Source organism: Arthrobacter ginsengisoli (genome assembly GCF_031456935.1).
GTDB lineage: Bacteria > Actinomycetota > Actinomycetes > Actinomycetales > Micrococcaceae > Arthrobacter > Arthrobacter ginsengisoli.
Genome location: NZ_JAVDVQ010000030.1, coordinates 1 through 26,099 on the forward strand (window position 1 = coordinate 1; position 26,099 = coordinate 26,099).

At 64.8% G+C, this 26,099-nt stretch carries 23 protein-coding genes and 1 tRNA gene; 17 read left to right on the forward strand and 7 right to left on the reverse strand.

Annotated elements, in window-relative coordinates:
• Positions 1 to 149 precede the first annotated feature (149 nt).
• Together J2X01_RS19885 and J2X01_RS19890 are read left to right on the forward strand one after the other, a co-directional pair.
• Positions 150 to 647: an SRPBCC domain-containing protein gene (locus J2X01_RS19885; protein WP_310061584.1), complete on the forward strand. Its 498-nt coding sequence runs from the start codon at positions 150 to 152 to the stop codon at positions 645 to 647.
• A 49-nt stretch (positions 648 to 696) separates the two neighbouring features.
• Entirely contained in the window at positions 697 to 2,064 is a 1,368-nt protein-coding gene (locus J2X01_RS19890) for an FAD-binding oxidoreductase (protein WP_310061588.1), read from the forward strand.
• 51 nt (positions 2,065 to 2,115) lie between these two features.
• Here J2X01_RS19890 and J2X01_RS19895 read toward each other — a convergent pair whose 3' ends face one another.
• From J2X01_RS19895 to J2X01_RS19905, 3 genes are all read right to left on the reverse strand, one after another.
• Positions 2,116 to 3,534 (reverse strand): DUF4032 domain-containing protein, encoded by a 1,419-nt coding sequence (locus tag J2X01_RS19895; RefSeq protein WP_310061590.1) that lies wholly within the window; start codon positions 3,532 to 3,534, stop codon positions 2,116 to 2,118.
• A gap of 186 nt (positions 3,535 to 3,720) precedes the next feature.
• A complete protein-coding gene (locus tag J2X01_RS19900; protein WP_310061592.1) occupies positions 3,721 to 4,803 on the reverse strand; it encodes an ABC transporter ATP-binding protein in 1,083 nt (360 codons plus the stop codon).
• A gap of 236 nt (positions 4,804 to 5,039) precedes the next feature.
• On the reverse strand, positions 5,040 to 5,246 hold the full coding sequence (locus J2X01_RS19905; RefSeq protein ID WP_374725003.1) for an anthrone oxygenase family protein: 207 nt from the start codon (positions 5,244 to 5,246) through the stop codon (positions 5,040 to 5,042).
• Between the two features lie 389 nt (positions 5,247 to 5,635).
• Between J2X01_RS19905 and J2X01_RS19910 the strand changes: the two genes are divergently transcribed.
• Together J2X01_RS19910 and J2X01_RS19915 are read left to right on the forward strand one after the other, a co-directional pair.
• Positions 5,636 to 6,454, forward strand: a complete 819-nt coding sequence (locus tag J2X01_RS19910) for a cupin domain-containing protein (protein ID WP_310061597.1) — start codon at positions 5,636 to 5,638, stop codon at positions 6,452 to 6,454.
• A 4-nt stretch (positions 6,455 to 6,458) separates the two neighbouring features.
• Complete coding sequence (locus J2X01_RS19915) at positions 6,459 to 7,982, forward strand: CYTH and CHAD domain-containing protein (protein WP_310061599.1); 1,524 nt, start codon at positions 6,459 to 6,461, stop codon at positions 7,980 to 7,982.
• A gap of 28 nt (positions 7,983 to 8,010) precedes the next feature.
• On the opposite strand, the gene otsB is transcribed toward J2X01_RS19915, so the two are convergent.
• Together otsB and J2X01_RS19925 are read right to left on the reverse strand one after the other, a co-directional pair.
• Positions 8,011 to 8,823 (reverse strand): trehalose-phosphatase, encoded by an 813-nt coding sequence (gene otsB / locus J2X01_RS19920; protein ID WP_310061601.1) that lies wholly within the window; start codon positions 8,821 to 8,823, stop codon positions 8,011 to 8,013.
• A complete protein-coding gene (locus J2X01_RS19925) occupies positions 8,813 to 10,318 on the reverse strand; it encodes an alpha,alpha-trehalose-phosphate synthase (UDP-forming) (RefSeq protein ID WP_374725001.1) in 1,506 nt (501 codons plus the stop codon). Before J2X01_RS19925 ends, otsB begins: the two co-directional genes overlap by 11 nt.
• Before the next feature lie 178 nt (positions 10,319 to 10,496).
• Here J2X01_RS19925 and J2X01_RS19930 point away from each other — a divergent pair, with 178 nt between their 5' ends.
• Both J2X01_RS19930 and J2X01_RS19935 read left to right on the forward strand, forming a co-directional pair.
• A complete protein-coding gene (locus J2X01_RS19930; protein WP_310061603.1) occupies positions 10,497 to 11,387 on the forward strand; it encodes a DsbA family protein in 891 nt (296 codons plus the stop codon).
• A 150-nt stretch (positions 11,388 to 11,537) separates the two neighbouring features.
• Positions 11,538 to 11,614: transfer RNA gene (locus J2X01_RS19935), tRNA-Thr, on the forward strand.
• 13 nt (positions 11,615 to 11,627) lie between these two features.
• Here J2X01_RS19935 and J2X01_RS19940 read toward each other — a convergent pair.
• On the reverse strand, positions 11,628 to 13,217 hold the full coding sequence (locus J2X01_RS19940; protein ID WP_310061605.1) for a PucR family transcriptional regulator: 1,590 nt from the start codon (positions 13,215 to 13,217) through the stop codon (positions 11,628 to 11,630).
• 211 nt (positions 13,218 to 13,428) lie between these two features.
• Between J2X01_RS19940 and speB the strand changes: the two genes are divergently transcribed.
• From speB to J2X01_RS19995, 11 genes are all read left to right on the forward strand, one after another.
• The gene (gene speB / locus J2X01_RS19945) at positions 13,429 to 14,433 is read left to right on the forward strand and encodes an agmatinase (RefSeq protein ID WP_310061607.1); all 1,005 of its coding nucleotides are present in this window, start codon (positions 13,429 to 13,431) and stop codon (positions 14,431 to 14,433) included.
• Positions 14,434 to 14,613: 180 nt separating this feature from the next.
• Complete coding sequence (locus J2X01_RS19950; RefSeq protein WP_310061609.1) at positions 14,614 to 16,086, forward strand: purine-cytosine permease family protein; 1,473 nt, start codon at positions 14,614 to 14,616, stop codon at positions 16,084 to 16,086.
• An 80-nt stretch (positions 16,087 to 16,166) separates the two neighbouring features.
• Positions 16,167 to 17,681, forward strand: a complete 1,515-nt coding sequence (locus tag J2X01_RS19955; RefSeq protein WP_310061611.1) for an aldehyde dehydrogenase family protein — start codon at positions 16,167 to 16,169, stop codon at positions 17,679 to 17,681.
• Positions 17,682 to 17,709: 28 nt separating this feature from the next.
• A complete protein-coding gene (locus tag J2X01_RS19960) occupies positions 17,710 to 19,002 on the forward strand; it encodes a D-arabinono-1,4-lactone oxidase (RefSeq protein ID WP_310061613.1) in 1,293 nt (430 codons plus the stop codon).
• A 99-nt stretch (positions 19,003 to 19,101) separates the two neighbouring features.
• Complete coding sequence (locus J2X01_RS19965) at positions 19,102 to 19,860, forward strand: SDR family NAD(P)-dependent oxidoreductase (RefSeq protein WP_310061616.1); 759 nt, start codon at positions 19,102 to 19,104, stop codon at positions 19,858 to 19,860.
• A gap of 38 nt (positions 19,861 to 19,898) precedes the next feature.
• On the forward strand, positions 19,899 to 20,822 hold the full coding sequence (locus J2X01_RS19970) for an NAD-dependent epimerase/dehydratase family protein (protein ID WP_310061619.1): 924 nt from the start codon (positions 19,899 to 19,901) through the stop codon (positions 20,820 to 20,822).
• Complete coding sequence (locus J2X01_RS19975) at positions 20,812 to 21,696, forward strand: polysaccharide deacetylase family protein (protein ID WP_310061622.1); 885 nt, start codon at positions 20,812 to 20,814, stop codon at positions 21,694 to 21,696. The genes J2X01_RS19970 and J2X01_RS19975 overlap by 11 nt, the downstream gene beginning before the upstream one ends.
• Positions 21,697 to 21,853: 157 nt before the next feature.
• Positions 21,854 to 22,357, forward strand: a complete 504-nt coding sequence (locus tag J2X01_RS19980) for a GyrI-like domain-containing protein (protein WP_310061624.1) — start codon at positions 21,854 to 21,856, stop codon at positions 22,355 to 22,357.
• Between the two features lie 201 nt (positions 22,358 to 22,558).
• Positions 22,559 to 22,861, forward strand: coding sequence for a DUF4193 domain-containing protein (locus J2X01_RS19985; protein WP_310061627.1), 303 nt, complete (start codon positions 22,559 to 22,561; stop codon positions 22,859 to 22,861).
• Positions 22,862 to 23,119: 258 nt separating this feature from the next.
• Positions 23,120 to 23,665: an AMIN-like domain-containing (lipo)protein gene (locus tag J2X01_RS19990; protein WP_310061630.1), complete on the forward strand. Its 546-nt coding sequence runs from the start codon at positions 23,120 to 23,122 to the stop codon at positions 23,663 to 23,665.
• 181 nt (positions 23,666 to 23,846) lie between these two features.
• Positions 23,847 to 24,326 (forward strand): Dps family protein, encoded by a 480-nt coding sequence (locus J2X01_RS19995; RefSeq protein WP_310061632.1) that lies wholly within the window; start codon positions 23,847 to 23,849, stop codon positions 24,324 to 24,326.
• A gap of 114 nt (positions 24,327 to 24,440) precedes the next feature.
• On the opposite strand, the gene J2X01_RS20000 is transcribed toward J2X01_RS19995, so the two are convergent.
• Entirely contained in the window at positions 24,441 to 26,051 is a 1,611-nt protein-coding gene (locus tag J2X01_RS20000) for an MFS transporter (RefSeq protein WP_310061635.1), read from the reverse strand.
• Between the last annotated feature and the right edge of the window lie 48 nt (positions 26,052 to 26,099).

Sequence of the window (26,099 nt, forward strand, 5' to 3'; positions counted from 1 at the left end):
CTGCACCCGGGAGGGTGTGGGAGAGTAGGTCACCGCCGGAACATCATTACACGGTCGAGGACCCCCAACCACGTTGGGGGTCCTCCCGCATTTAAGGCCCCAAACACCCCAGGGCACTGTGGCGCCGGCCGCGGGTAGAGTTGTTGCCCATGGACAACCTCTTCAGCCACGCAGCCTCAGGCGCCGCCGAATCACCGGAGCCGGCATCAGACGACGGGCTGGACCCCGTCGTTTACACCGTCATTGTTCCGGGTGCAGTTGCCCGCGCCTTCGTCGGTTTCACCGAACACACGCATCTTTGGTGGCCGCTCGAGGAGCACGGCGTGTTCGGGGCCGGTTCCTACGTGGAATTCGAAGAGAACCTGATCCTGGAGACCGCGGACGACGGCAGGACAGCCATCTGGGGGTCCATTGATGACTGGCAGCCACCGCTGTCCTTCCATGCCAGCTGGCATCCCGGATCGTCCGCAGCCTGGTCCACGGAGCTTCGCGTCGCGTTCCGGGCGGTGGAGGGCGGTACTGAGCTGCGCCTGGTCCACAGCGGCTGGGAGGGCGCCGAGAACCCCGCCGCGACACGCGCCGACTACGCCGCAAGCTGGCCCAAAGTGCTGGACCGCTTCGTACGCTTCATGGGAACCGCCGGCTGAGCCCGCCGCGGCTTAGACTGAAGGCCGGATTCGACGAACTGGAGACCGCATGAGCATCATTGACGAGCTCACCTCTGCCTTGGGCCCGGCGAAAATCGCCTTGGATACCGCCACGCTGACCGCCTATGCCGTCGACCAGGCACCGGTGCTGGACTACCAGCTGCCGCAGGCCGTGGTCCGGGCCGAAACGGTGGAGGACGTCCAATCCACCGTCCGCGCCTGCGCCGCCCACGGGGTCCCGCTGGTGGCCCGCGGCGCCGGGACCGGCGTCTCGGGTGGTGCACACGCGAGCAAGGACTGCATCGTGCTGAGCCTGGAACGGATGAACCGCATTTTGGACCTCAATCCGGAGGACGAGACTGCCGCCGTCGAACCTGGGGTCATCAACGCGGACCTCAACGCGGCCGCCGCGGTCCACGGGCTCATGTATGCCCCCGACCCCGCAAGCTTCAAACTTTCCACAATCGGCGGCAACGTGGCCACCAATGCCGGCGGCCTGCGCTGCGCCAAGTACGGGGTGACCCGCGACTCGGTGCTGGCCCTCGACGTCGTGCTCGCGGACGGCTCGCTCATCCACACCGGCCACCAGACGTTCAAGGGCGTCGCCGGCTACGACCTCACCGGACTGTTCGTCGGCTCCGAGGGGACGCTGGGGATCGTCGTCGGGATCACCGTCCGGCTGAAATACCTCCCGCAGGACGTGCACACCATTGCCGCCTTCTACCCGGACTTCCGCAGCGCCGCGGCGGGCGTCCTCGCCGTGGGCAAGGCACGCGTGCAGCCGGCCATCATGGAACTGCTGGACAGCGGAACCCTGGCCCAGCTCGACGAGGTCCACGGCTCGGACCTGGCCTCCCGCGGAGCGTCCCTGCTGCTGATCCAGACCGACGGCTTCGGCGCCGCGGCGGAAGCTGCGGCCATCCGGCCTGTCCTCGTCGCCGGCGGCGCGGTCGTGACCATGGAAGCCAGTGCGGAGGCGGAGCAACTGGTGGATCTGCGGCGCAACAGCCGGGGAGTGGAGGTCGACGACGAATACCGCGTGGGCGAGGACGTCGCGGTTCCGCGTTCCCGGCTGGTCGACTACGCCGAGGCCCTCGAAACCATGGCGGCAACCCACGAGGTCAAGCTCAAAGTGGTGGCGCACGCCGGTGACGGCAACCTGCACCCCACCTTCTGGGTGGATCGGGTGGACAAAACCGTGGCCGCGGACGCCATGGTGCGCCTCGGCGCGGCGCTGGATGAGTCCATCACCCTGGCCCTGGCCCTTGGCGGCACCATCACCGGCGAGCACGGGATCGGCCAATACAAGCTGCGCTGGCTCGGGCTGGAACAAAAGGAGCCCGTGCGCGAACTGCAGCGCCGGATCAAGGAACTCTTCGACCCCGCCGGCATCCTGAATCCCGGCAAGGCGATCTAGCGCCGCCGTGACACAACCAGACGGCCTCCGGGCCCCCGGGCCGACGGAAACCTAGTCGTCGGAGTCCGGGTATTCGTCGATGGACTCGTCGGCGCCGTAGCGGGATTCCTCGGTCTCCACCTCGAGGATCTTAAGCAAGCCTGTGTCCGGATTCAGCATGATGGCGGCCTCGTCGCGGCGGTGGCGGAGTACGGAATCAATGTAGGACTGCACCGTTTCGGCCAGCGGGATGTGCCGGTTCTCCTTTTCGGACATGTACCAGCGGTGCTCCAGGATCTCGTGCACGGCCTCCGCCGGCTCCAGCTTCCCGGACAGGTCGCGGGGGATGGAACGGACAATCGGCTCGAAGATCTGGCTCACCCAGAGGTGTGCACTGTATTCCTCGTCCATCCCGGGGTAGTTGTCCGCCCGGAAAGTATCCATGTCGGTCAGGAGCCGGCGTGCCTGGTTTTCCTGCGCGTCCAGGCCGGTCAGGCGCAGCAGCCGGCGCTGGTGGTGCCCCGCATCGACCACCTTGGGCTGAAGCTGGATGGTGGAACCGTTCTGCGTCGTCTTGATCGCATATTCCTCGACGTCGAACCCCAGGTCGTTGAGCTTCCGGATGCGGGCGGCGACCCGCCAACGCTCGCCGATCTCGAACGACTCCTTCTCAGTCAGTTCCGTCCAGAGCCGCCGGTAGCTGTCCATAATGAGTTCGCTGGTGGCCACGGGGTCCACTTTTTCCTCGATGAGGCCGCCGTCGAGCAGGTCCATGAGCTCTCCGGCAATGTTGACGCGGGCGATCTCCAGATCGTATTCGCGCTGCCCGGTGGAGAGATCCGGATACAGCTCGCCGGTCTCCGCGTCCACGAGGTAGGCCGCGAACGCGCCGGCGTCGCGGCGGAAGAGCGTGTTGGACAGCGACACGTCGCCCCAGTAGAACCCGATCAGGTGCAGGCGGACCAGCAGCACGGCCTGGGCGTCGATCAGGCGGGTCAGCGTGTCCTTGCGCAGCATTTGGGAGAAGAGGGCACGGTACGGCATGGAGAACTTCAGGTGCCGGGTGACCAGCACAGGGTTCAGCGGCCGGCCGTCCGGGGTGGTGCGCCCGGTGATGACGGCGACCGGTTCCACGCAGGGGACGTCCAGCCGCGCGAGCTTGCGGAGCATGTGGTACTCGTGGCGGGCCACGTGTTCCGAGGTTTCCTTGATGGCGATGACGGAGCCGCCAAGGTGCGCGAATCGGACTATATGGCGGGAGATGCCGCGGGGGAGCGCGGCGAGGTATTCCGCGGGCCAGTCCTCGAGGGCAACGTGCCACGGCAGGTCCAGGAGCTCCGGCTCGGTGGCGGCGGCCGTGATACTCAGGGAGCTCGAGGCCACGAAACCCTTGCTGTCGTTGGCGCTGGCCGCTTCGAACCGCGGCAGTTTGCCGATCTGACCGTAGTCGGTGGGTTCGTCGTGCCAGTGGGCACTGTTTTCCTCGCTCATGGGGTTTTCCTCGTCATGAACCAATTCTTCCGTACTAAGGGCGGCGGCCCTAACGAAGGCATGCTGCCGGGCGGTTAAAGCCTGACGGCGGCCCTCCAGTGGGGAGGACCGCCGTCAGCCGTGGGTGGGCCCACGCCGGCAGGGTTCCCTGACCGAAGCGGAGCGAGGTTAGGGAACCGGTGGGGACTAGTCGCCCAGGCGCAGGCCTGTCTTCGTGTCGAACAGGTGTACGTGGCCCGACTGCGGGCGGACCCAGATGGACTCACCCTTCATCGGCGGACGGCGGCCGTCGACGCGGGCCACGATGTCGTGGCTCTGGCCGTCCAGGGTGGTGTGGCCATAGACGTAGGCGTCGGCGCCGAGCTCCTCGACGACGTCGACCTCAACCTGGAGGCCTTCACCCTGCGGCGCCGTCTCGAGGTCTTCCGGGCGGGACCCGAGCGTAACGGTCTTGCCGTGGGCTTCCTCGAGGACATTGTGCGGTACCGGGTAAACGGCGCCGCCGAACTGCACGCCGCCGTCGACGACGGGAAGCTCGAGCAGGTTCATCGCGGGGGAGCCGATGAAGCCGGCAACGAACACGTTCTTCGGCCTGTCGTAGAGGTTGCGCGGAGTGTCCACCTGCATCAGCAGGCCGTCCTTCAGCACGGCGACGCGGTCGCCCATGGTCATGGCCTCAACCTGGTCGTGGGTCACGTAGACCGTGGTGACGCCCAGCCGGCGGGTAAGGGATGCAATCTGGGTGCGGGTCTGCACACGGAGCTTGGCGTCAAGGTTGGACAGCGGCTCATCCATGAGGAAGACCTGCGGGTTACGGACGATCGCGCGGCCCATGGCAACACGCTGGCGCTGACCGCCGGAGAGTGCCTTCGGCTTGCGGTCCAGATACGGCTCGAGGTCCAGGAGCTTGGCGGCTTCACGGACGCGCTCGGCGCGCTCTTCCTTGCTGACGCCGGCAATCTTCAGGGCGAAGCCCATGTTGTCCGCAACCGTCATGTGCGGGTAGAGGGCGTAGTTCTGGAAAACCATGGCGATGTCGCGGTCCTTGGGGGGAACGTCCGTGACGTCGCGGTCGCCAATCAGGATCCGGCCGGAGTTGACGTCCTCAAGACCTGCGAGCATTCGCAGGGAGGTCGACTTTCCACAGCCGGACGGTCCAACGAGGACCAGAAATTCACCATCGGCGATTTCAATGTTGAGCTTGTCAACAGCGGGCTTCTCGGTGCCCGGGTACAAACGTGTTGCGTTATCAAAAGTAACTGTAGCCACAGTTATCAATCCCTTCACCGGCAGGTACGTGCCGGACGATCCGTAGTGAATGGTCTTATTATTCGGTTGTTAATTCAGTTGTCCGCACCTGGTCGTGCGCATACTCCCCGGCCGAAGCCGAGGAGTATCCAATGACGCCGCACGGTACTTGTGCGCCACATCACAACGAGAGTATGTCAGATTTTTGTCCAACGGGGCAAAATGTTACGGATCTCACACGTGATTTGGCTTACATGTTACGGATGCTGGGGGATCAACAGTCCGGCCGCGCCGCCGATCGAGAGTGCGGCGCGGAGGTGGTTGGCCGGAATCCAGGATCGCTGGAAGCTGTGCCACTGCCGCTCCGGCTGCCGCCACCGGGCCAGGCGGTTGTTGAGCGGCACATTGACCGCCATGGTCGAGGCCCACCCGGGCAGATAGGCCACCGCCCCGGCGACTCTCAGCGGCGACTGGGCGGTCGGATCGGTGGCCGCGGCGACGGCGACAGCCCCGCAGGGCCGGCATCACGACGGCGGAGAAGGCGAGATAAAAGCCGCCGGCGGCAGCGGATCCTGTACCGGCGATCACCGGCAGCCACCCGTTCACGCGAAGTCCGAACTGGGGCTATCCGGATTCAGGAAGTGTTCGGCGGTGGGGTCGTCGATGGGACGGCGGACGTTCGGGGCGCCGTTGCGGCCGCTCTGCCGACGCCAGGGGCCGGGAGGTGTGCGGGGTTTAATGTCATAACCCCAGACTGCCCGGGTTTTGTCTGGACGGTGAATGTCCGGTGATCGCCGGAACATGTGCCATCGTCTAAGATCTGGTCGCGGATGTCCCGGACCGGGCACCCACTGTGGTGATCGACGCCGGCCAGTCCTGCCGCACGCCGTCCGGGGAGAATCTGGACCTCTCGTTGACCCAGGGGGTGCGTACCTGGGGCAACAGCCCCCACGGGGGCACGGTCCTGCTGATTGGCAGCTACCAGTCGGCGGCTGAGGCCGGCCAGTTGGTCACTTCGGCCCTCCCGTCGCTGGCGGTCTTCACCGACGAGGAGATCGATCCGGTCCTGCTGGGATTGCTTGAACGGGAGCTCACCCACCCCGGGTTGGGGCAGGAGAGCGCCCTGGACCGGATCCTGGATTTGCTGCTGCTGCATCTGGTGCGCGCCAGCGTACACCGCTCCGAGAACGGGGTTCCAAGCTGGGCGGCGGGCACCCGTGACCCCATCGTGGCCCGGGCGCTGGGCCTGCTCCACGAGGAGCCGGCGGCGCCGTGGACCGTCGCGGAACTGGCACGGCGGGCCCACGTCTCCCGGGCCACCATGGCCGCCCGGTTCCACGCCGCCGTCGGGCAGCCGCCCATGACCTACCTCACGGCGTGGCGCCTCGCGCTGGCCGCGGACAGACTGGCTTCCAGTACCGCCACCACCGCCGTCATCGCCGAAGCGGGTGGGATACAGCAACGCCTTCGCTTTCAGCGCTGCCTTCACCCGCGTCTACGGCACCAGCCCGACCAGCTACCGGCGGTCCCTGCGCCGCGTAAGTCCGCCCGCGGACAGGATGCTGGCCACCCCGAATCCAACCGCGGAAGCTGCACGTGGAAACGTCGCGAACCGCACCCACCAAGAGGGACTTTAGGCACGGACCGGGGGACCTGCCCCGCCCTACCATGAATACATGGCAGTGACTGAGACGTTGGAAGTGGAGCGAAAATTCGACGTCGGCGGATCAGATGAGCTGCCGGTCTTCACCTCGATCGCCGGGGTGGACCGCGTCGGGACAGCCGCGGAACATAAACTCCATGCCGTGTACTTCGACACGGCGACACTGGCGCTTGCGGCCTGCCGGATCACCTTGCGCCGGCGTACCGGCGGCAAGGACGCCGGGTGGCATCTGAAAGTGCCGGTCGCGGCGGGGGAACGTCGCGAAATCACGAAGCCCTTGAACGAGGACCCGGATTCGGTGCCGGCGCGGTTGAAGGAACTGGTGCTGGTCCATACCCGGAACCAGGAACTCGTGGCGGTCGCAGAACTGAAAACCCGCCGCACCGCGATTCCCCTGATCGCGGCCGACGGAACGGTCCTTGCCGAATTCAGCGACGACCGGGTGGAATCCCGCATCCTGCTGGAACCGGCCGAAAGTGCCGCCTGGCGGGAATGGGAGATCGAACTGGTCGATGGGACGCGGAGGCTGCTGGAGGCAGCCGATGTGGTGATCGCCATGCTGGGCCACCAGCCGGCAGAGCTCCCCTCCAAACTGGCACGCGCCCTCGGCGGCCGCTATCCGGGTGGCGGCCCCCCGATCCCTCGCCCGGCGTTGCAAGGCAGGGCCTCGGCGGTGCTTCTTTCGTACCTGCGCGAGCAAGTCCAAGCCCTCAAGACACATGACCCCGGGGTCCGGGAAGGAGCCCCGGACGCGGTACACCAACTCCGGGTCGCCGCACGCCGGATGCGGTCCGTGCTGGCAAGCTTCCGCAGTCTGACAGACAAGGAGACCGCCCGGCTCCTCCGGGAAGAACTCCAGTGGCTTGCCGGAGCGGTGGGGGCGGCCCGGGACCTTGAGGTCATGCGGGACCACCTGGACGGGTTGATCAGCGCCGAACCCCCGGATCTGATCATCGGATCGGTAAAACATCAACTCGACGACCAGCTCGGGGCCGCGTATGAGGCTGCGCTCGCCGACGGCCTGGCTGCATTGGAAAGCGACCGGTACTTCCGGCTCCTCGATGCCCTTGACGGCTTCCTCGCGGCCCCTCCGCTGGCCGGACCGGCGCACAAGAAGGCGCCCGGGACGATAGGCCGGCTCGTCAATGCAGACCGGAAGCGCCTGTCTGGCGCCGTGAAGAGTCTCGAAGACGCGCCAGCGGGCGAGGCTGCCAACGCGGCACTGCACGAGGTCCGCAAGAGCGCAAAACGTCTCCGCTACGCGGCGGAGGCGGCCGTACCGATTTTCGGAAAGCAGGCCGCCCGGCTTGCCCGCACCGCCGCCGTAATCCAAACAGTTCTGGGCGAGCACCAGGACAGCGTCATCATCAGGGAACGGCTACGGTCACTCGCCAGGGAGTTCCCGGAAGGCGGTTCGGGAACCGGGTTCACCTACGGCCGCCTCCACGCCTTGGAACAACAACGCGGCGCCGACGCCCGCACCCGCTTCTTCCGGACGTGGCGTAAGTCGCCCCCGAAGCCGCTTCACTGGAAGTAGCCACGGACGGACGCACTCCCGATGCTGGTCACACGCCGAGGGCGCGCTTCCGTTCCCGCAGCAGGGCCTCCAGCAGTTCGGCAACGTGCGCCGGGGCTTCGATCCGGAACTGGGCCTGGGTGAAGTCCAGGCCGACCTTCACCCCGAGATCCCCCGGGAGCAGGTTGGCCAGGGCGTCCTCGTCGGTGGTGTCATCGCCCGCGAAGACGGTGGCGGTGGCCCCGGACGCCTGTCGCAGGAACGCGACGCCTTCCCCCTTTGAAGCGTGGACCACTGACGCCTCCAGCACACGGTTGCCGCTCTTGAGGAAGACCCCGGGACGCTGCTGCAGGACGGCGCGGGCGGCGGCAACGGCGTCCACCGCCACGTCGTCCGCGGCAAGCCGTGTGTGCAGCACGACGGCGGCGGGCTTGTCCTCCAGCAGGGTCCCAGGTGCCGCCTCCACGATGCCCTCCAGCTCGCGCCGGACCCCGGCGAGCAGTTCCCGGCGGTCGTCGTCGAGTTCCAGTTTCGCGGACCCGGGTCCCATCCAGACTTCTGCGCCGTGGCTCCCGACCAGCAGTGTCTTTTCCGGGGGGAAAGCGACGGCCCGCAGGCTGTCCAGGGCACGGCCGGAGATCAGGGCCGTCGTCGTCCGCGGAAGTTCGGTCAGGGCGGCGAAGGCCGCCGCCGAGCGGGGGAGGGCGCGGGCGTCCGCGGCATGGTCGACGAGGGGCGACATTGTTCCGTCAAAATCCATGGCGACCAGCAGGTGCTCCGTCGCGGCGATGCCGCGTACGGACTCAAGCAGGTCCGGGGAGAGCGAGAGCGGGGTCTGCTCCGGTGATAGCTCAGGAGTCATCGCGGATTACCTTTTCTTTGAGCGCGTTCAGGAAATCGGAGGACCAAAGATCGACGTCGTGATCCAGGATCTGCTTGCGCATCGAACGCATCCGGCGCGCGGCCTCGGCAGGCTGCATGTTTACGGCCCTCATGATGGTGTCTTTGAGGCCGTCGATGTCATGCGGGTTCATGAGCAGGGCCTGCTTGAGCTGGTCCGCGGCCCCCGCGAATTCGCTCAGTACAAGGGCGCCGTCATTGTTGGTCCGGGCCGTGACGTATTCCTTGGCCACCAGGTTCATCCCGTCCCGCAGGGCGGTGACGAGCATGACGTCCGCGGCCAGGTACAGCGCCACCATCTCATCGATCGGGTAGTTGTGGTGCAGGTAGCGGACCGCGGTGTTCTGCAGCGTGTCATAGGTGCCGTTGATGTGGCCGACCGTGCCCTCGACCTCTTCGCGCAGCAGGCGGTACTGCTCCACCCGTTCGCGGCTGGGGCTGGCGACCTGGATCAGGGCGGCATCCTCCACCGTCACCTTGCCGTCCGACAGGAGTTCCTCGTAGGCCTTGAGCCGGTGCCGGATGCCCTTGGTGTAGTCGAGGCGGTCGACGCCGAGCAGGATCGTTTTGGGGTTGCCAAGGTCCCGGCGGATCTGGCGGGCACGCTCGATAATCTCGGGATTTTGGGCGAGCTCGCTAATTTGCTGGACGTCAATCGAGATGGGGAACGCCTGGGCGCGGGCGATATGGGTGGTCTGGCCGTCGCTGCCCTTCACATGGACCTGCTGCTGCTTGACGCTGGCGCCGAGGAAACGGCGGGCGGAGCGCATGAAGTTGCCGGCGTCGCTGCTTCGCTGGAATCCAACCAGGTCGGCGCCGAGCAGCCCATCGATGATGGCCTTGCGCCATGGCAGCTGGGCGAAGATCTCCGGCGGCGGGAAGGGGATGTGGTTGAAGAACCCGATCTTCAGGTCCGGACGCGCCTCGCGCAGCATCTTGGGGACGAGCTGGAGCTGGTAGTCCTGCACCCAGACGGTGGCGCCGTGGCTGGCGTGGTGGACGACGGCGTCCGCGAACCGGCGGTTGACCTTGCGATAGGAATCCCACCAGGTCCGGTGGAACTCCGGCGGGGCAATCACATCGTGGTAGAGCGGCCAGAGCGTGGCGTTGGAGAAGCCTTCGTAGAAGAGCTCGATGTCCTGCGTGCTCAGCTGGACCGGCACGAGGTCGATGCCGCCATGGCTGAAGGGCTGGATTTGCTCGTCCGGTGCGCCGTGCCAGCCGACCCACGCGCCGTCGGTCTTGGTCATCATGGGTGCCAGGGCAGTCACCAGGCCGCCGGGGGAACGGCGCCAGCCGCCCTCGCAACCGGGCTCGTCCGAGGAGCAACGGTCCACCGGCAGGCGGTTGGACACCACCATGAAGTCATACTGCGCGTCCGGATCGGTGTCGCTGGTTCCGTGCGCGGCTGTGCGCTCGGTTTTTGGATCCGATTCGGCGTGTTCCGTGGCCTGCATTGGTGCCCCCTGGGGATTGCTCGTGGCTCCTATCCACACTAGCGGGGCGGAATCCTCTGTGCTATTCGTCCGTTGGGAGGCGTGAAGGAAGGTTGAAAGCGCAACTTCCCAGCTTTCTCGCCTAAAATGATGAATTGCCACCCAGTGGAGACCACAGGCCGATCGACCCGAGGAACTAATGAGCCCCGCAAACGAACCCCGACAGTCCAAATCAGAGCGAACTGCCGCGGCCCGCGAGAAAGCCCGTGAAATCCGCGAGGCGCAGCTGAAGAAGGACAAACGCAACAAGCTGCTCATTGGCTGGGGCATCGTCGCCGCCGTCGTCGCCATCATTGTTGTCGTGGCGCTGGTCGTGACCTCAAACATCCAGAACAACGCCCCGGTTGCGGACGAGGGTTCCACCCCGGCGAACGGCAACGTTTACGGCGGCGTGACCCTGCTGGCCAACACCGAGGTGGCGAAGACGGAACCGGCCACGGTCAAGATCGCCGACATTCCGGCTCCGGCGGCCACGCCGCCGGCGCAGGTGACCGCACCGGGCGCCGAAGCTGAGGCGGGCAAGCCGGTCAAGGTGGTTCTCTACATCGACTTCATCTGCCCCGTGTGCAAGAACTTCGAGGCTCAGTACAACGAGACCCTCACCAACCTCCGCAATGAAGGCAAGATCTCGGTGGAATACCGCCCGCTGGGGTTCCTGGACACCCGTTCCACGACCAACTACTCCTCCCGCGCGGCCAACGCGGCGGCCTGCGTGGTGAATGAGTCGCCGGAGAAGTACGCAGACTTCGTCAATGTCCTGTTTGAGAAGCAGCCCGCTGAAGGCGGCGCCGGCATCTCCGATGCGGATCTAAAGAAGATGGCCACCGACATCGGTGCCAAGAGCATCGACACATGCATCGAGGAGAAGACCTACCGCCCGTGGGTCAAGTACACCACCCAGCAGGCTTCATCCATCGGTGTCACTGGCACGCCGACCGTTTTCGTTGAGGGCCAGCAGTGGGGCAAGGGCGCCAGCGCCCAGACCCCGTTCGAGGAGTTCCTCCAGGCCGCCATCGACGCCAAGCAGTAAGCGGCAGGACCCCGCAGCACGGCCGCAGACCCGGTTCCGGATTTCCGGAGCCGGGTCTGTTTTTATCACCGGGCATCCGTGGGCTAACCTTATCTAGCGCCGTGGCGCCGGTCCCTCCTCGGGGTCCGGTTCCTGCCGGCGCACAGGAATGCCTCCTTAGCTCAGTTGGCCAGAGCACCGCTCTTGTAAAGCGGGGGTCGTCGGTTCGAATCCGACAGGGGGCCCCAATGTGGCGCTGGCCTACGGCCTCAGTTCCTTGGATTGTCCGACGAGGCCTCTTCCAGCCTTGACTCCTCGAGTGCTGACCTCGGCCGTGGGTAGATGCCGGAGTTTTCCTTGGAGGTCCATGGCGTCATGGATCTGCAGGGCAAACCACAGTTGTGCCAGCGTGGAGGTTTCGGACATATCAAGGCCCGTCAGCTCACTGATCTTCCGGATGCGATAGATGATGGTCTGCCGATGCGCGTACAGGGCCGCCGCCGTCTTCTGCCAGGACCGTTGCGAGTCAAGGAATGTCTTCAGCGTGACGATGAGGTCGCCGCTTTCTCCCTGTTCGTACTCGAAAATGGGTCCGAGGAGCCGCTGGACCAATGCGTTGCCCTCCTCAAAGCTGGTGAGCCCCAGCCACGAGGGTCCCTCGGCATAGCGGACCAATCGCTCGCCGGTGCTTGACGCCGTCCCCAGTGCCCACATCGATTCCTGAAGTGCTCTCTGCGCTCCAGCCGCGGTGGAAGGCCTGCTGATCCCGATCCTCACGTCCAAGGGGACGGCATGCCGGAGCAGGTCGTCGGAACAGTCTGAGGCGATAGCTAAGTGCAGTGTATTGAATGTGCGTTGGCACGCCGCCGGATAGCCGTGCCGCCAAAGATCCATGTGGATCCCAGCCAGGCGCTCGCCGTCGTCGCTGGACATGGAGATGACAAGGAATTCCCGTGACGTGATCCCGAACTCAGGCAGCCGGCTTTCAATGTCGGCGATGCCCAGGCGCCCGTCAAGGGCCTGTAAAAGGAACTCCGCGCTCAGACGGCGCTGGTTCTCGAGGGACAGCACCGTCCGCGACAGTTCCAGTCCAAGGACTGTGGCCGCATGGAGCAGCACCACCGCATCCGGGAGGGGCTCGGAATTGGGCAGCACCACCAGAAGCGCGTTGGCGTGAGTCGGAATGTCCATCATCAGAACGTGACTGCCCGCCAAGCGGTGCCACTGGAACTTCTTGCTGGCCACCGGTGACTTGCTGGTCAGCGGTGAGAGATCCTGCTTTAGGTCCGGCGGCAGCGACTGGCCTCCGGGATGCCAGGCATGCAGGCACCGTCGATCAACCACGAAGAGGCTGGCGTCGAGCTCGGCTTCGATGCCCAGAATCAGGCTTAGCCAATTGTCGTCAGATGGCCCCGCCAGCCGCAGCAGGTCATAGATGCGGGCCGTCTGACGCAGTCTGCGGGACTCCTCAAGCAACGAAGACTCAGCGACCGAACGTGCGATGGCGATGAACGGCAGCGGGTAGGGGATGTTGATGACCGGCAACGGCAGGCGGTCGCAGGCTTCGAGGAACTGGGGAAGGAGTGCAGGGGCATACATCTGCTCGCCGATCGCTAAAGCACTGGCTCCTGCGTTGACCAGTGCCTCGGCCAGCTCAACCTGCCCCTCGGGATCCGCCGGAATGGAGAGCCCATTGGTCATCATGAGTTCGCCGCCGGTGATCCATTCCCACAAGCGCGGGAGGTCGGAGGTGTGGGCCCAGGTGACCCGGTTGCCCAGGCCAGCGGAACCCGCCAGAAGGGTCAGGCCCAGCTGGGGTTCGGCCAGCAGCTCGGCCACGGTGATCGCCATGCGTGGTTCCTGTTCATGAGTGGGGAGGCCGCACCCCAAACCTCTTATACATATGTATAGGCCACTCGGATATTTGTAGTCAATCGGCGGATATACGGCGTGACGCCGATCACTAATAGTTAATGCATAGACCGCAACCGGCGCAGGAGCTCAGCTCGGAAAAGACATCTGCCAGGCCGGCTGAAACCCAAGCAACCAGAGGATTCCTGTCATGACCAAGCACACGCCAATCGGCCCCGTCGACGCAACAAAAGTCCCCCGCTACGCGGGACTGGGCACCTTCGCCCGGCTTCCTCAAATTGACCGTGTCCCGGACTACGACATTGCGATTGTCGGTGTCCCGTTCGACGGCGGCACCTCCTACCGCCCGGGCGCCCGCTTCGGTCCGGCAGCTGTCCGTGAAGCGTCACGTCTCCTGCGCCCCGGCTACCACCCAGAGCTCGACGTCGAGCCCGTGTACGAAGCCCAGGTTGTGGACGCCGGTGACATCGCTTGCACCCCCTACGACATCGCCCGCGCAGTCCGCGAGATCGAGGAACAGGCCCTCCCACTACTCGGCGACGCCGATTCCGGCAAGAGGCTCATCTCCATCGGCGGTGACCACACCATCGCGCTCCCGATGCTGCGGGCATTGAACAAGGTCCACGGTCCGGTGGCCCTGCTCCACTTCGACGCGCACCTGGACACCTGGGACACCTATTTTGACCAGCCGGTCACGCACGGAACCATCTTCCGTCGGGCTTTCGAAGAAGGCCTGCTCGTCGAGGACAAGTCGATGCACGTGGGCATCCGCGGTCCGGTTTACGACCGGAACGACTTCCTCCGCGACCACGAGTTCGGCTTCCAGATCATCCGCTGCTCGGACCTGGACGTCATCGGGGTTCCGGCCGCGATCCAGCGTGTCAAGGAGCGGCTGGGCGACACCCCGGTCTATGTTTCCATCGACATCGATGTTCTGGACCCGGCCTACGCGCCGGGCACCGGCACGCCGGAAATGGGCGGGCTTCACTCCCGCGAGCTGCTGGCGCTGCTCCGCGGACTAGACGGCATCAATATCGTAGGCGCCGACGTCGTCGAGGTCGCTCCGGCCTACGACCACGCAGACATCACCACCGTCGCCGCGGCGACCCTTGTCTTCGACCTCCTCGCTCTGATGGTGAACCGCAGCAAGGCCTCCGCCAACGCCGCCCAGGAGCTGCAAGCGGCCACCGTTTGAGCCACAACCCCTTGGGCAGTCGCGCCTGACTTGTACATATGTATGAACAGTTTTTCGGCAACTATGCAATCGCCGGATTTCCTCTGTGACAAAAGTCACGAATGATTGATACATCAGATCCCGTGCTCGACGAAGCGCCGGGACAGAAAACGAGGTTCCCATGAACTCCTGGAACGCATCATGAAGGCTCAACCCACTCACGCCGTCGCGGCCGAGGTGCCCCGGCTCGAAGACAAGACCATTCAACCCATCCCCGCCGACGAACGCCATGGAAAGGCACGGGACCTTTTCACCATCTGGTTCGGTTCGAACATCATGATCATGACCATCGTGACCGGGGGACTCGCGACCACGGTGTTCGGGCTCAGCTTTGTGCCCGCCATCGTCGGAATCATCATTGGGAACCTCGTCGGTGGCATCTTCATGGCCCTGCATTCGGCCCAAGGCCCGCAGCTGGGCGTGGCGCAGATGATTCAGACCCGCGGCCAATTCGGTTCGTACGGGGCTCTGCTGATCGTTGTCATCGTGGTGATCATGTACGTCGGGTTTTTTGCGGCGAACCTCGTCTTTGGCGGTCAAGCACTGGCCGCAGTCAACCCGGGCATCAGTGTTGACGCCGGCATCATTGTCATTGGCGTCGTGAGCGTCGTTGCCACCATCTTCGGCTACCGGCTCATCCACGCCTATGCACGCTTCTTGAGCATCGTGGCCGGTCTGGCGCTGGTGCTGGCCTTCGCCTGGATCCTGGTGGTCCACGGATTGCCGGCCAGCTTCCTGGACCAGGGAAACTTCAACTGGGTGGGCTTCATGGCCACCATCTCCGTCTCCGCCCTCTGGCAGCTCGCCTACGCTCCCTACGTCTCGGACTACTCCCGCTACATGCCTCAGGGCACCGGCTCGGCCCCGGCGTTCTGGGCATCCTACTCAGGCTGCGTCCTGGGAACACTCTTCCCGATGGTCTTGGGTGCCTTGGTGGGAACGCTCGCCCTGGCACTGATCAACGATGGCAGCAGCGTCGAAATAGTCGGGAGCCTGGGAGCCCTGCTCGGGCCATGGACCATGGTGATCATCGGAATCTTCTGCCTCGGCGTTGCGGCGTCGAACGCCATGAATCTCTACTGCGGGGTCCTGTGCACCCTCACCATTGGGCAGACGTTCAGGCCAGCCTGGTTGCCCCACGCCAAGACCCGGACCATTGCGGCGATCATCCTCTTCACGCTCGCCCTCCTGATCTCGCTGTTCGCCCGCGACAACTTCATCTTCTTCTATACGAACTTCCTCTCCTTCCTGATGTACGTCCTGGTTCCCTGGACGGCCATCAACCTGGTCGACTACTACCTTCTGCGGCACGGCGACTACAGGGTTGAAGACTTCTTCAAGCGCGACGGCGGGATCTACGGAAGGTTCAACTGGATTGCGATCGGAGCCTATGTTGCCGGCGCACTGATCCAGGTTCCGTTCTCGGCAACAGCGATGTTCACGGGCCCTGTCGCCGCAGCGATGAACGGAGTGGACCTCTCCTGGATTGTTGGCCTCGTGGTCGTTGCACCCCTGTACTACTTTGCGGCACGTGTGTTCCGGAAGACCCCGGATGCCGTCCCCTTTCAGTCGCCCGTATTCGCAACTGACCTGATTGAAGCTCCCCAGGCCTAACGCCCGCCCCCTGCATGTCCGCCCGCCCCAACACAGACTCCCGACGCCGAGACCGGCGCAGAAAGCAAAGGCAAAACATCATGACACTCACTGACACCGAGCAGTTCACAGTCCGACGCTCCTCCGCGGAGCAAAGCTGCGCCGGCCTCTTGCCCGCCGTTTTGCCTCCCGCGGGGCACTTCATCGGTGGAACGTTTGTTCCCGGTTCCTCGACCCGGCTGATCGACGTCGTAGATCCCACCACGGAGCAGGTCATCGCATCGGTGCAGGCCGGCACAGCCTCGGACGTGGACGTTGCGGTTGAGGCGGCCGTGGCGGCCCAGAAGTCCTGGGGCGCCACAACCCCGAAGGAACGCTCCGAGGTGCTCTCCCTGATCGCCAACATCATTGAAGCCAACCGTGAAGCATTCGAAATCATCGAGTCCGCCAACACCGGCAAGCCGCGGATGGTCGCAGAGGACGATGTCTCCAGCACCATCGACACCTTCCGATTCATGGCCGGGGCTTCCCGCACACTGACGTCCATGGCAGGCGGCGACTACGCCACCGGACACACCTCGGTCATCCTCAGGGAACCCGTCGGGGTCGTCGGCGTCATCACCCCTTGGAACTACCCGCTGCTGATGGCTGCTTGGAAGATCGCGCCCATCCTGGCCGCCGGAAACAGCATCGTCCTCAAGCCCTCGGAACAGACTCCGCTCTCGACGCTGAAGCTGGCAGAACTTGTAGCCGGACGCATCCCCGATGGAATTCTCAATGTCGTGACGGGACAAGGCCGAACCGTTGGACAGCGGCTCGCCGAACACCCTGATATCGCCCTCATTGCGTTGACGGGGAGCGTCGTCAGCGGACAGGCAGTGGCAGAGACCGCGGGCCGGTCCGTCAAGCGCGTCCACCTGGAACTCGGCGGCAAGGCCCCTGTTGTTGTCTTCCCCGACGCCGACGTCCGCGCAGCCGCCGCCGGCGTGCGAAACGCCGGCTTCTGGAATGCCGGCCAGGACTGTGGCGCTGCGTGCCGCGTGCTGGTCCACGAGTCCGTAGCTGAGGAGTTCACCGAGCACCTGGTGCGGGAAGTCGGCACGCTCGTCGTCGGCGCCCCGGATGGAGGGGACGACGTGGAAATCGGTCCCATGATTTCGCGGCCGCACTTCGAACGCGTGAAGGAATCGCTTGCCGAGGCAAAGGCCGCGGGTCTTCAAGTGGCCATCGGTGGCTCGGCCTTGGAAGGTACCGGCTACTTCATTGAACCCACAGTGATCAGCAACGTGCCGGCCGGCGCCCATATTGCTACTCACGAAATCTTTGGTCCCGTCGTCACCGTCGAGTCCTTCAGTTCCACTGAAGAGGCCATAACTCGGGCAAACGAGAGCCCCTACGGCCTTTCTGCTTCGGTATGGACGCGGGATTCGAGCCTCTCGCTCAGCGTTCCGAAGCAACTCGATTTCGGCACCGTCTGGGTCAATTCACACTTGGTGTTGGCTTGTGAGGTTCCGTGGGGCGGATTCAAGGGATCCGGCTATGGTCGTGACCTCTCGCTATATGCCTTGGACGATTACTCCCGGACCAAGCACGTCATGATCAACCACAGCGCGTGAGCGTTGAGACCAGCATCGGAGCTCAGCAATGACCACCACGAATCCCCACGCCGCGTCGTCGGCACGCGCTGCAACCCCGTCCGCTCCCTTCGGGACAGACGTAACGTGGACCAACTGGGGCGGAAACCAGAGCGCCACACCGGCCTTCACCGTCCGGCCGCGGACTGAACAGGAAGCGCTCGATGCCGTCCGGTTCGCCATCCGCGAAGGCCTGCCCGTCCGCGCAGTCGGCTCAGGGCACTCGTCCTCTCCGCTTGTTCAGACGGGCGGCGTCCTGATGGACATGTCCGCGTTCTCGGCAATCACCGGGACCGACACTGTCCGCCGTCGCGCGAGGGCCCTGGCCGGCACCACCATCAGCGCTTTTGGCGATCCACTGTGGGAGCAGGGGCTGGCGCTGGGCAACCAGGGCGACATCGACAAGCAGCAGATCGCCGGGGCGCTCTCTACCAGCACCCACGGCTCCGGGAAGGACCTGGGCAGCTTTTCATCAAACCTGCGTTGGGTCAGGCTGATCAACGGTTACGGCGAAATCGTCGAAATCGGTGAAGGGCAACTCCGCGAACTCAAGGCCGCCCAGGTCGCTTTGGGTACACTCGGAATCTTCCTGGAGGTCGAACTGGCAGTAGAGGACCGCTATTACCTGCAGGAGGAAATTACGTATCCCACGTGGGCGGAGACCGCGGCAACCTGGCAGACCGACATCGACGCGAACAGGCACTACTCATTCCTCTGGTGCCCAGACGACGATTCATGCGAGCTCCTGGACCTACCCGGTTCGCCGAGCCAGAACATGGCAGACCGCAGCTACACCAAGCGGTACAACGTCGCCCAGATCCAGGACGAGCGTGAAGTTTCGCGCACGGAGGGTGCGCGGCTGGACCGGTCCTACCGCATCTACCCGGGCGGATTCACCACACAGTTCCATGAACTCGAGTACTTCGTTCCCAGCCAGCACGGCCTGGAGGCCGTCGAGGCTGTTCAGAACCTGATCCGCACCAAGCATCCCGACCAGAAGTACCCCGTAGAGGTCCGCTGGGTGAAGGCCGACGAAGGTTACATGTCCCAGTTCCAAGGACGCGATACCACCGTCATTACCCTGACCACTCAACCTGGAACCGACTACTGGCCTTTCTTCCGGGATGCAGACGCGCTGCTTCAGGAATTCGAGCCGCGTGCGCACTGGGGCAAGATCCATTTCATGACGAGGAGCCGCTTGGAGCGCCTCTACCCGGAGCTTGACACTTTCATCCAGGTGCGCCGGGAGTTCGACCCCCGCGGCATGTTCCTCAACGACCACACTCGTGCGCTCGTTGGCTAATTCAGCCATCCAGGCTAAATCGGCAATTCCGGCGTATGCCCCCGAACCGGGACCTGGGGCATACTGCCCGCCCTGCACAACCAATGGGGAAGAGAAGACATGAGCCATTTTCAGGACAAGACCTACCTAGTCACCGGAGCCAGCTCCGGCATCGGTCTGGCGACCACCCGGGCCCTCCTGGCGCAAGGGGCCAAGGTTGCGGCAGTAGGGCTCCCGGACCGTCTGCTTGATGACGCAAAACGCCAACTGTCGGGCGCTGTGATCTTCATCGAAGCCGACGTATCTGAGTCCCCACAGGTCGATAGCGCCTTCGCCCAGGCGGAAGCAGAACTCGGACCACTGAGCGGAGCCTTCAACGCCGCAGGGATCTCCAGTGTTGCGCCCATCGCCGAAACGTCCGACGAGCTGTGGCAGAGACTGATCCGGGTGAACTTGACCGGCACTTTCCACTTCGCCCGGGCAGCGGCGCGAACGCTCACATCCAACGGCGGTGGATCGATCGTCTGCACTGCCAGCGAGCTATCACTCGTCGGCCAGGCAGGCTACACGGCATACACCGCGACCAAGGGCGGCGTGCTTTCGATGATGCGGTCTTTGGCCGCCGAACTCGCACCGGCCGGCGTCCGGGTCAACGCGCTGTCGCCGGGCACGACAGATACCCCGATGCTTGCGGCCGAGTTCGCAAACGAAGAAGAACGCGCCAGGGACGAAGCTTCCGTACCACTTGGACGGTTCGCCCTGCCTGAGGAGATTGCGGCCGCAGCGCTGTGGCTACTGGGTCCTGAATCCTCGTATGTCACGGGAACAAACCTTGTTGTCGACGGTGGTCGAACGACGACGTTCCCGCTTGGGCACTGATTCCCACATCCACCGCACGTGCTGAAAGGCAATATCACATGAGGTCCGTACTGGTCACAGGTGGTGCCGGATTCACCGGACGCCACATCATCAACGAACTCGCCGACGCCGGCCATCAAACGGTCAGCTACAACCGGGATTTCATCGAGGCGCCACGCCCCGATGTCGTTTCCGTCCAAGGCGAGCTGTTTGATATCCCTCGTCTCCTCGAGGTATTCAAGGAGCACGGCGTCGACACCATCGTCCATACCGCCGCAATATCCCACCCGACCTATTCTTTGAGCTTCCCCCTGGCAACGTTTGCTGCCAACGTCGAAGGAACAGTGGCGCTTTTCGAAGCAGCACGGTTGCACGGCGTCAAACGGATCATCAACTTCTCCTCCGAGTGCGTGTACGGAAAGACCTCAGCGCCTGTAGTTCTCGAATCGGAGCCAGTAAACCCCACGACGCCTTACGCCGTGACAAAGGTCACCGGGGAATGGCTCGGCCAGGTCTACGGCGACAGATATGGAATCGACGTCATCTCCTTGCGCATCGGCCAGGTCTACGGACCCGGAAACCGCATGGATGAAGTCATGCGGGATATCATGCGCGGCGTAGTCCGTGACGGCTCATTCTCACAGGACCACGGGGCCGACCACCGCTACAACCTGGTCTACGTCCGCGACGTCGCGCTTGCCGCGTTGGCGGCAGTCCAGGCGCCGCAGACAGCCTCAGCCCGGCCCCTGGCCTACAACATCTCCGGCAGCGAATATTGGACACTTAGCGACGTAGTCAAGGAAGTTCGAATGGCGTTCCCGGACGCCTCCGTGGAGATCGGTCCCGGGACGGATCCAACCCTGGACTTGCAGGGCCACTTCAGCATCGCTTCCGCGGCCAAGGATCTAGGCTACGAATCGGCCTGGCCGCTGCAGCGGGCCCTCGGCGATTACGCTGACTGGCTCTCCGGCCATGACTTCTGACCTCGATCAGAGCGGTTGGAGGCAGGGGGCGGCGTGCGTTGCGGCGCTTACGTTCGACGTCGACGCCGAGTCTCCCATTCTGGCCGCCGGTCGCCGCTATGCCGACAACGCGATGGCGATGACTCACCAGGCGTTCGGACCCAAAGTGGGTGTTCCCCGGATTCTCCAAATGTTGAAGGACGTGCAGCAGCCGGCGACATTCTTCATTCCGGGCGTAACCGCGGAACGATATCCCCGGATGGTTGAACAGGTCCTGGAGTCTGGGCACGAAATCGCGCACCACTCACACACTCACCGCACGGCGGTGAGCATGACTTTCGACGATGAACGCGCTGACTTCGATCGGGCGCTTTCGGCACTCGGGCGCTTCGGCATTTCTCCAAAGGGGCATCGCGCCGCACTGTGGGAGCCCTCCTGGCAGACGCCGTTGCTGGTAGCCGAGTACGGACTGAAATACGATTCCAGCCTGATGGATGCGGACGTCCCGTATCTCATTGAAACCCCCGCAGGGACGGTTGCGGAGCTCCCCCCGCATTGGAGTCTGGACGACTGGGAGCAGTATGCCTTCCTTCCGGAACCCAAGATCGGTGAAGTCATCCAGTCGCCACTGGTCGTGGCGGACATGTGGATTCACGAGATCGACGCAATGCGACGCCACGGTGCCCTATTCATGCTCACCTGCCACCCGTTCCTCACTGGGCGAGCAGGAAGGCTGGAGTCGCTGCGGACCGTTATCGAAACTGCGCTGGAACGAGGCGACGTCCGCTTCTCGACATGCGAAGCGCTCGCAGAAGCCGCCCTCGGTGACGCTGCACTGATTGCCGGGCCCCTCAATCCAGTTACAGCGTCCGCGGAGCTCTATCCGGACTACTGAACCCCGAACCACTGAACAATCCTCGTGCTGATGAATCACCCCGGTCAGAACCACTAAGCCAGGTGAAGACACGGCCGGGCCTGCCGCGGAGGCGCCCTCCCGGGGCGCGGGACGTTAGGCCCTAGACCGCCAAAACAGCACAGCGGAGTGTTGGCCTATGACCGCAACGAATCCGGAAAAGACGCCGGACATCAAGTCCACCCAGCTCGAGGAACAGCCAACGGCGGTGCTCCGCGAAACCGTTCGGATGAACGAACTGCGCGAGTTCTTCAGCCGCGCGTACCGTTCGGTGATGAGCTCGACCGAACAACAGCACGTCCAGCTGGCCGGGCCGCCGTTCGCGCTGTATCGAGGAACGCCCACCGACGTCGTCGACGTAGAGGCGGGCTTTCCGGTGGCGGCGCCCCTTCCCGGCGCCGGCAACGCCGGCGGTGCCGACGCCGGTGTGGTCGCGGGATCGCTGCCTGCCGGCCCGGCCTTCGAGGCGATGCATGTCGGCCCGTACGAGACGCTCCCCGAGACGTACGGGGCAATCATGGAGAAAATGCAGGCCGAAGGTCTGACGCCGGGGAACGCGATGTGGGAGTACTACCTCAGCGACCCGGCCGCCGAGCCTGATCCGGCAAAGTGGAAGACGCTCATCGTCTGGCCGGTTGCCTGAGCGGGCAGCCCACCGGGCAGCCCAACCGTCGTCGAACGCTTTGAACCGCTCCGTGCTGCCGCCTGTCCGTCCCATTCGCGGGGCAGCGCGACGCAAACCGTGTGATTCGCCACACTATTGCTCGACTGCGTGCATAATGTCCTAAACTGCTTCACTGAGGTGCCTGAAATGGCGCTGCGCAGCAACGAAAGTGAACCCCAAATGGCAACCGATTACGACGCACCACGCAAGACAGAGGAAGAGTCTCCGGCTGAGTCGCTGGAGGCACTTCAGGCGTCCCGCAGCGGCGGCGCCCAGACTGCTGTCATCGACGTCGATGAGAACGACACAGCTGAAGGCATTGACCTTCCCGGCGCCGATCTGTCCGGCGAAGAACTGACCGTCATTGTTGTTCCCGAGCAGTCCGATGAATTCACCTGCTCCTCCTGCTTCCTGGTCCGTCACCGGTCCCAGGTGGCCAAGGAAAAGAACGGCCTGAAGTACTGCCGCGACTGCGAAGGCTAGGGGACTTTCCGCCGCGCACCACCACTTCAGAAACACGCCAGCCAGACTGCAAAGGCACGACAAAGCGCCGGAACCCACAGGGGCCGGCGCTTCGCCGTTCCCCGGAATTATCCGTCGGCGGGACGAAGGCGGCGCAACCGTCCTGTGACCGGTCGCGGCGGCGCCTAACGGTTTGGGCGCCGAGTCTGCCAGCCCCTCGATTCGCCCGGGAATCGGCCCTATTCTGGAGCTATCTCATCGCGTGAGGGGCGGCCCCAAATGAAGAAGTTCCGGGTGTGGCTGACAGCTCTACTGCTGGCTGTCGGATCGGGGCTGCTGGCCCCCGGTCCCGCGTCGGCGGATCCCTACTGCGGACTGGTGTGGGGGTCGCTGGCCAAAGTGGAACCTGCGCTGAGCCAAGCCCCGGTGACGAATGTCCGCACCGGGCAGCACTACTGCTTCGACCGACTGGTCATCGACCTCAACGGACCCGTCGGCGGCTATACCGTCCGGTATGTTCCGCAGGTAACGCAGGACGGCTCGGGGTTGCCGGTCCCGCTGCGGGGACAGGCGTTCCTACAGGTCACAGCACACGCTCCGGCCTATGACGGCAACGGCAAGCCCACCTACGACCCGGCGAACCCGAACGAACTGAGCGACGTCAGCGGCTACCAGACCTTCCGGCAGGTGGCATGGGCCGGCAGTTTCGAAGGGTATTCCAGCCTCGGCCTCGGGGTCCGGGCCCGGCTGCCGTTCCGTGTTTTCACCCTGGCCGGTCCGGACACGGGCTCGCGGCTCGTGGTCGACGTCGCGCATTTCTGGTGATCCCCGGCGGTCCGGGCGGTTGCCGGATGCTTGATAAGCCAACTTAGTAAGCTGACTGAGAAATTCTCCCGGGACCATCGCGATCCTGCAGCGCCCTGCGGTAGCGTCGGAAGCATCGGATCTAGCGATGCCGGACGTAAGGGCATCGTGCGCAACGGTATCGACCTACTCAGGAGGACGCATGAAAGCTTCACCGACCCTCACGACGAACCTGCAGGCAGTGCTCGTGGACCTGATCGAACTTCACGTTCAGGGCAAGCAGGCACACTGGAACATCGTTGGGACAAACTTCCGGGACCTCCACCTGCAGCTGGACGAGATCATCGACTCTGCCCGCGCCTACGCGGATGACATGGCGGAGCGTATGCGCGCCCTCCATGCCCTCCCGGACGGCCGCAGCTCCACGGTATCCAAGTCCACCTCGCTCGCCGAGTTCCCGGCCGGCCTGATCAACACCAAGGACGCCATCGAGCGCATCGTCGCGGCACTCGAAGCCGCCGTCGGCACGATGCGCAAAGTCCACGACGAAGTGGACGAAGAGGACCCGACGACGGCGGACCTGCTGCACGAGTTCATCGCCAAGTTCGAGCAGTACGCCTGGCTGGTCAACGCGGAGATAATGCGCGCCAGCACCAGTGTCACGACGGCGGACAGCAAGTAGCATCCGCCAGCCGTCTCGAGCGCCCGGCCCCGGTACTCCCGGCGCCGGGCGCTCGGCATTTGTCAGGGCGGCAGCTGCCGCCCCGGCCTTCCCCGGAGCGTGATCGCCGCGCGGCTACACGGCGGTCGGAACCTTCCGGAGGACCACGGCGGCGAGGACTGACGCCCCTGCCATGAGTACGAGCGCGATGGTCGCCGTGATGTGGACGCCTGAATCGAAGGCAATGCGGGCGGCCGCCAGCACGGACTCCGCTAGCGGTCCCGGCAAGACCTGTGCCAGCTCGACGGCCCCTGCCAGCGTCTCGCCGGCCTGGGCGGACGCTGCAGCGGGGGCCGCCTCGGCAGCGCCGGCGGGCAGGCGGAGATTGCCCTGATAGGACGCTGTCAGGATGGACCCGAGGATGGCGGTGCCCAGCAGGGAGCCGATTTCGTAGCCGGTCTCCGAGATGGCGGCGGCCGCCCCGGACTTCTCCGCCGGGGCTGCGCCGAGGATCAGGTCGTTGGAGATCGTTTCCGCGGCGCCCACGCCCAGGCACAGCACCAGCAGTGCCGCCAGCAGCAGCGCGGGGCCATCGCCGTGATCGCCGAAGGCCACCAAAAAGTAGCCCCCGGCGCTAAGGAGCAGCCCGAAGGCCACCACGAAACCGGGGCGGACCTTCTTCACCAGGGGCACTACCAGCAGGCCGGCCAGCACGGTGGCGATGAGGGCGGGGACCATCGCGACGCCGGATTCCGACGGGGACTGTCCCTCGAGCAACTGCAGGTGCTGGGCGAGGAACAGAATGAAGCCGTTAAAGGAGAACAAGGCCAGCACGTTCGCGATGATGGCGGTGCTGAAGATCCGGTTGCCGAAGAGGCTGATATCCAGCAGCGGCGCTGCACGGTTTCCTGTCCCGTCTGCGAGCAGGGACCGCTGACGCCGGATGAAGGCGTACCCCATCAGCAGGCCAAAGGCGATGGCGGCCAGTGGCTCGAAGGCCAGCCCGTGCGTGGCCAGCACCTTGATGCCGTAGACCACCGGAACCATGACCAGCAGGGACAGGATGATGCTGGACATGTCCACCCGGCCCGGGTTCGGGTCGCGCGATTCCGGGATCAGCGCCGGGCCCAGGGCCAGCAGCGGCAGGATGATCGGCACGGCCACCAGCAGGACCGCGCCCCACCAGAAGTGCTCCACCAGCCAGCCGCCGACGATGGGTCCCAGCGCGGCGCCGCCGGAGAAGCCGGCAGCCCAGATGGCCACGGCCAGCCGGCGCCGGTTGGGCTCCGGGAAGATGTTGCGGATCAGGGACAGTGTGGACGGCATCAGCATGGCACCGAAGAATCCCAGCCCCGCGCGTCCGGCGATCAGCCATTCTGCGCTGGGGGCGAAGGCCGTGGCCGCCGACACGGCAGCGAAGCCCGTGCTGCCGATGAAGAGCAGCCGGCGGCGGCCGATCCGGTCGCCGAGGCTGCCCATCGCCACGAGCAGACCGGCGAGCACCAGGGGATAGGCGTCGACGATCCACAACAGCTCCACCCCGGAGGCGTCGAGGCTGCGCGCGATGGCCGGCAGGGCAAAGGTCAGGGCGGTGTTGTCGACCGCCACGAGCAGCACCGGAAACATCAGCAGCGCCAGCGCCAGCCAGTCGCGCCAGGGGGCACGCGGCGCCAGGTTCGACGCCGGTCCGCCGGCGTGGCCGCCCAGGGTGCCGGTGCTGCTGCGGGTGAAGGAAGTCTCGCTCATAAACTATAACTATACCGTCTGGACGGTATAGTTATGAGCGGGCCCGGT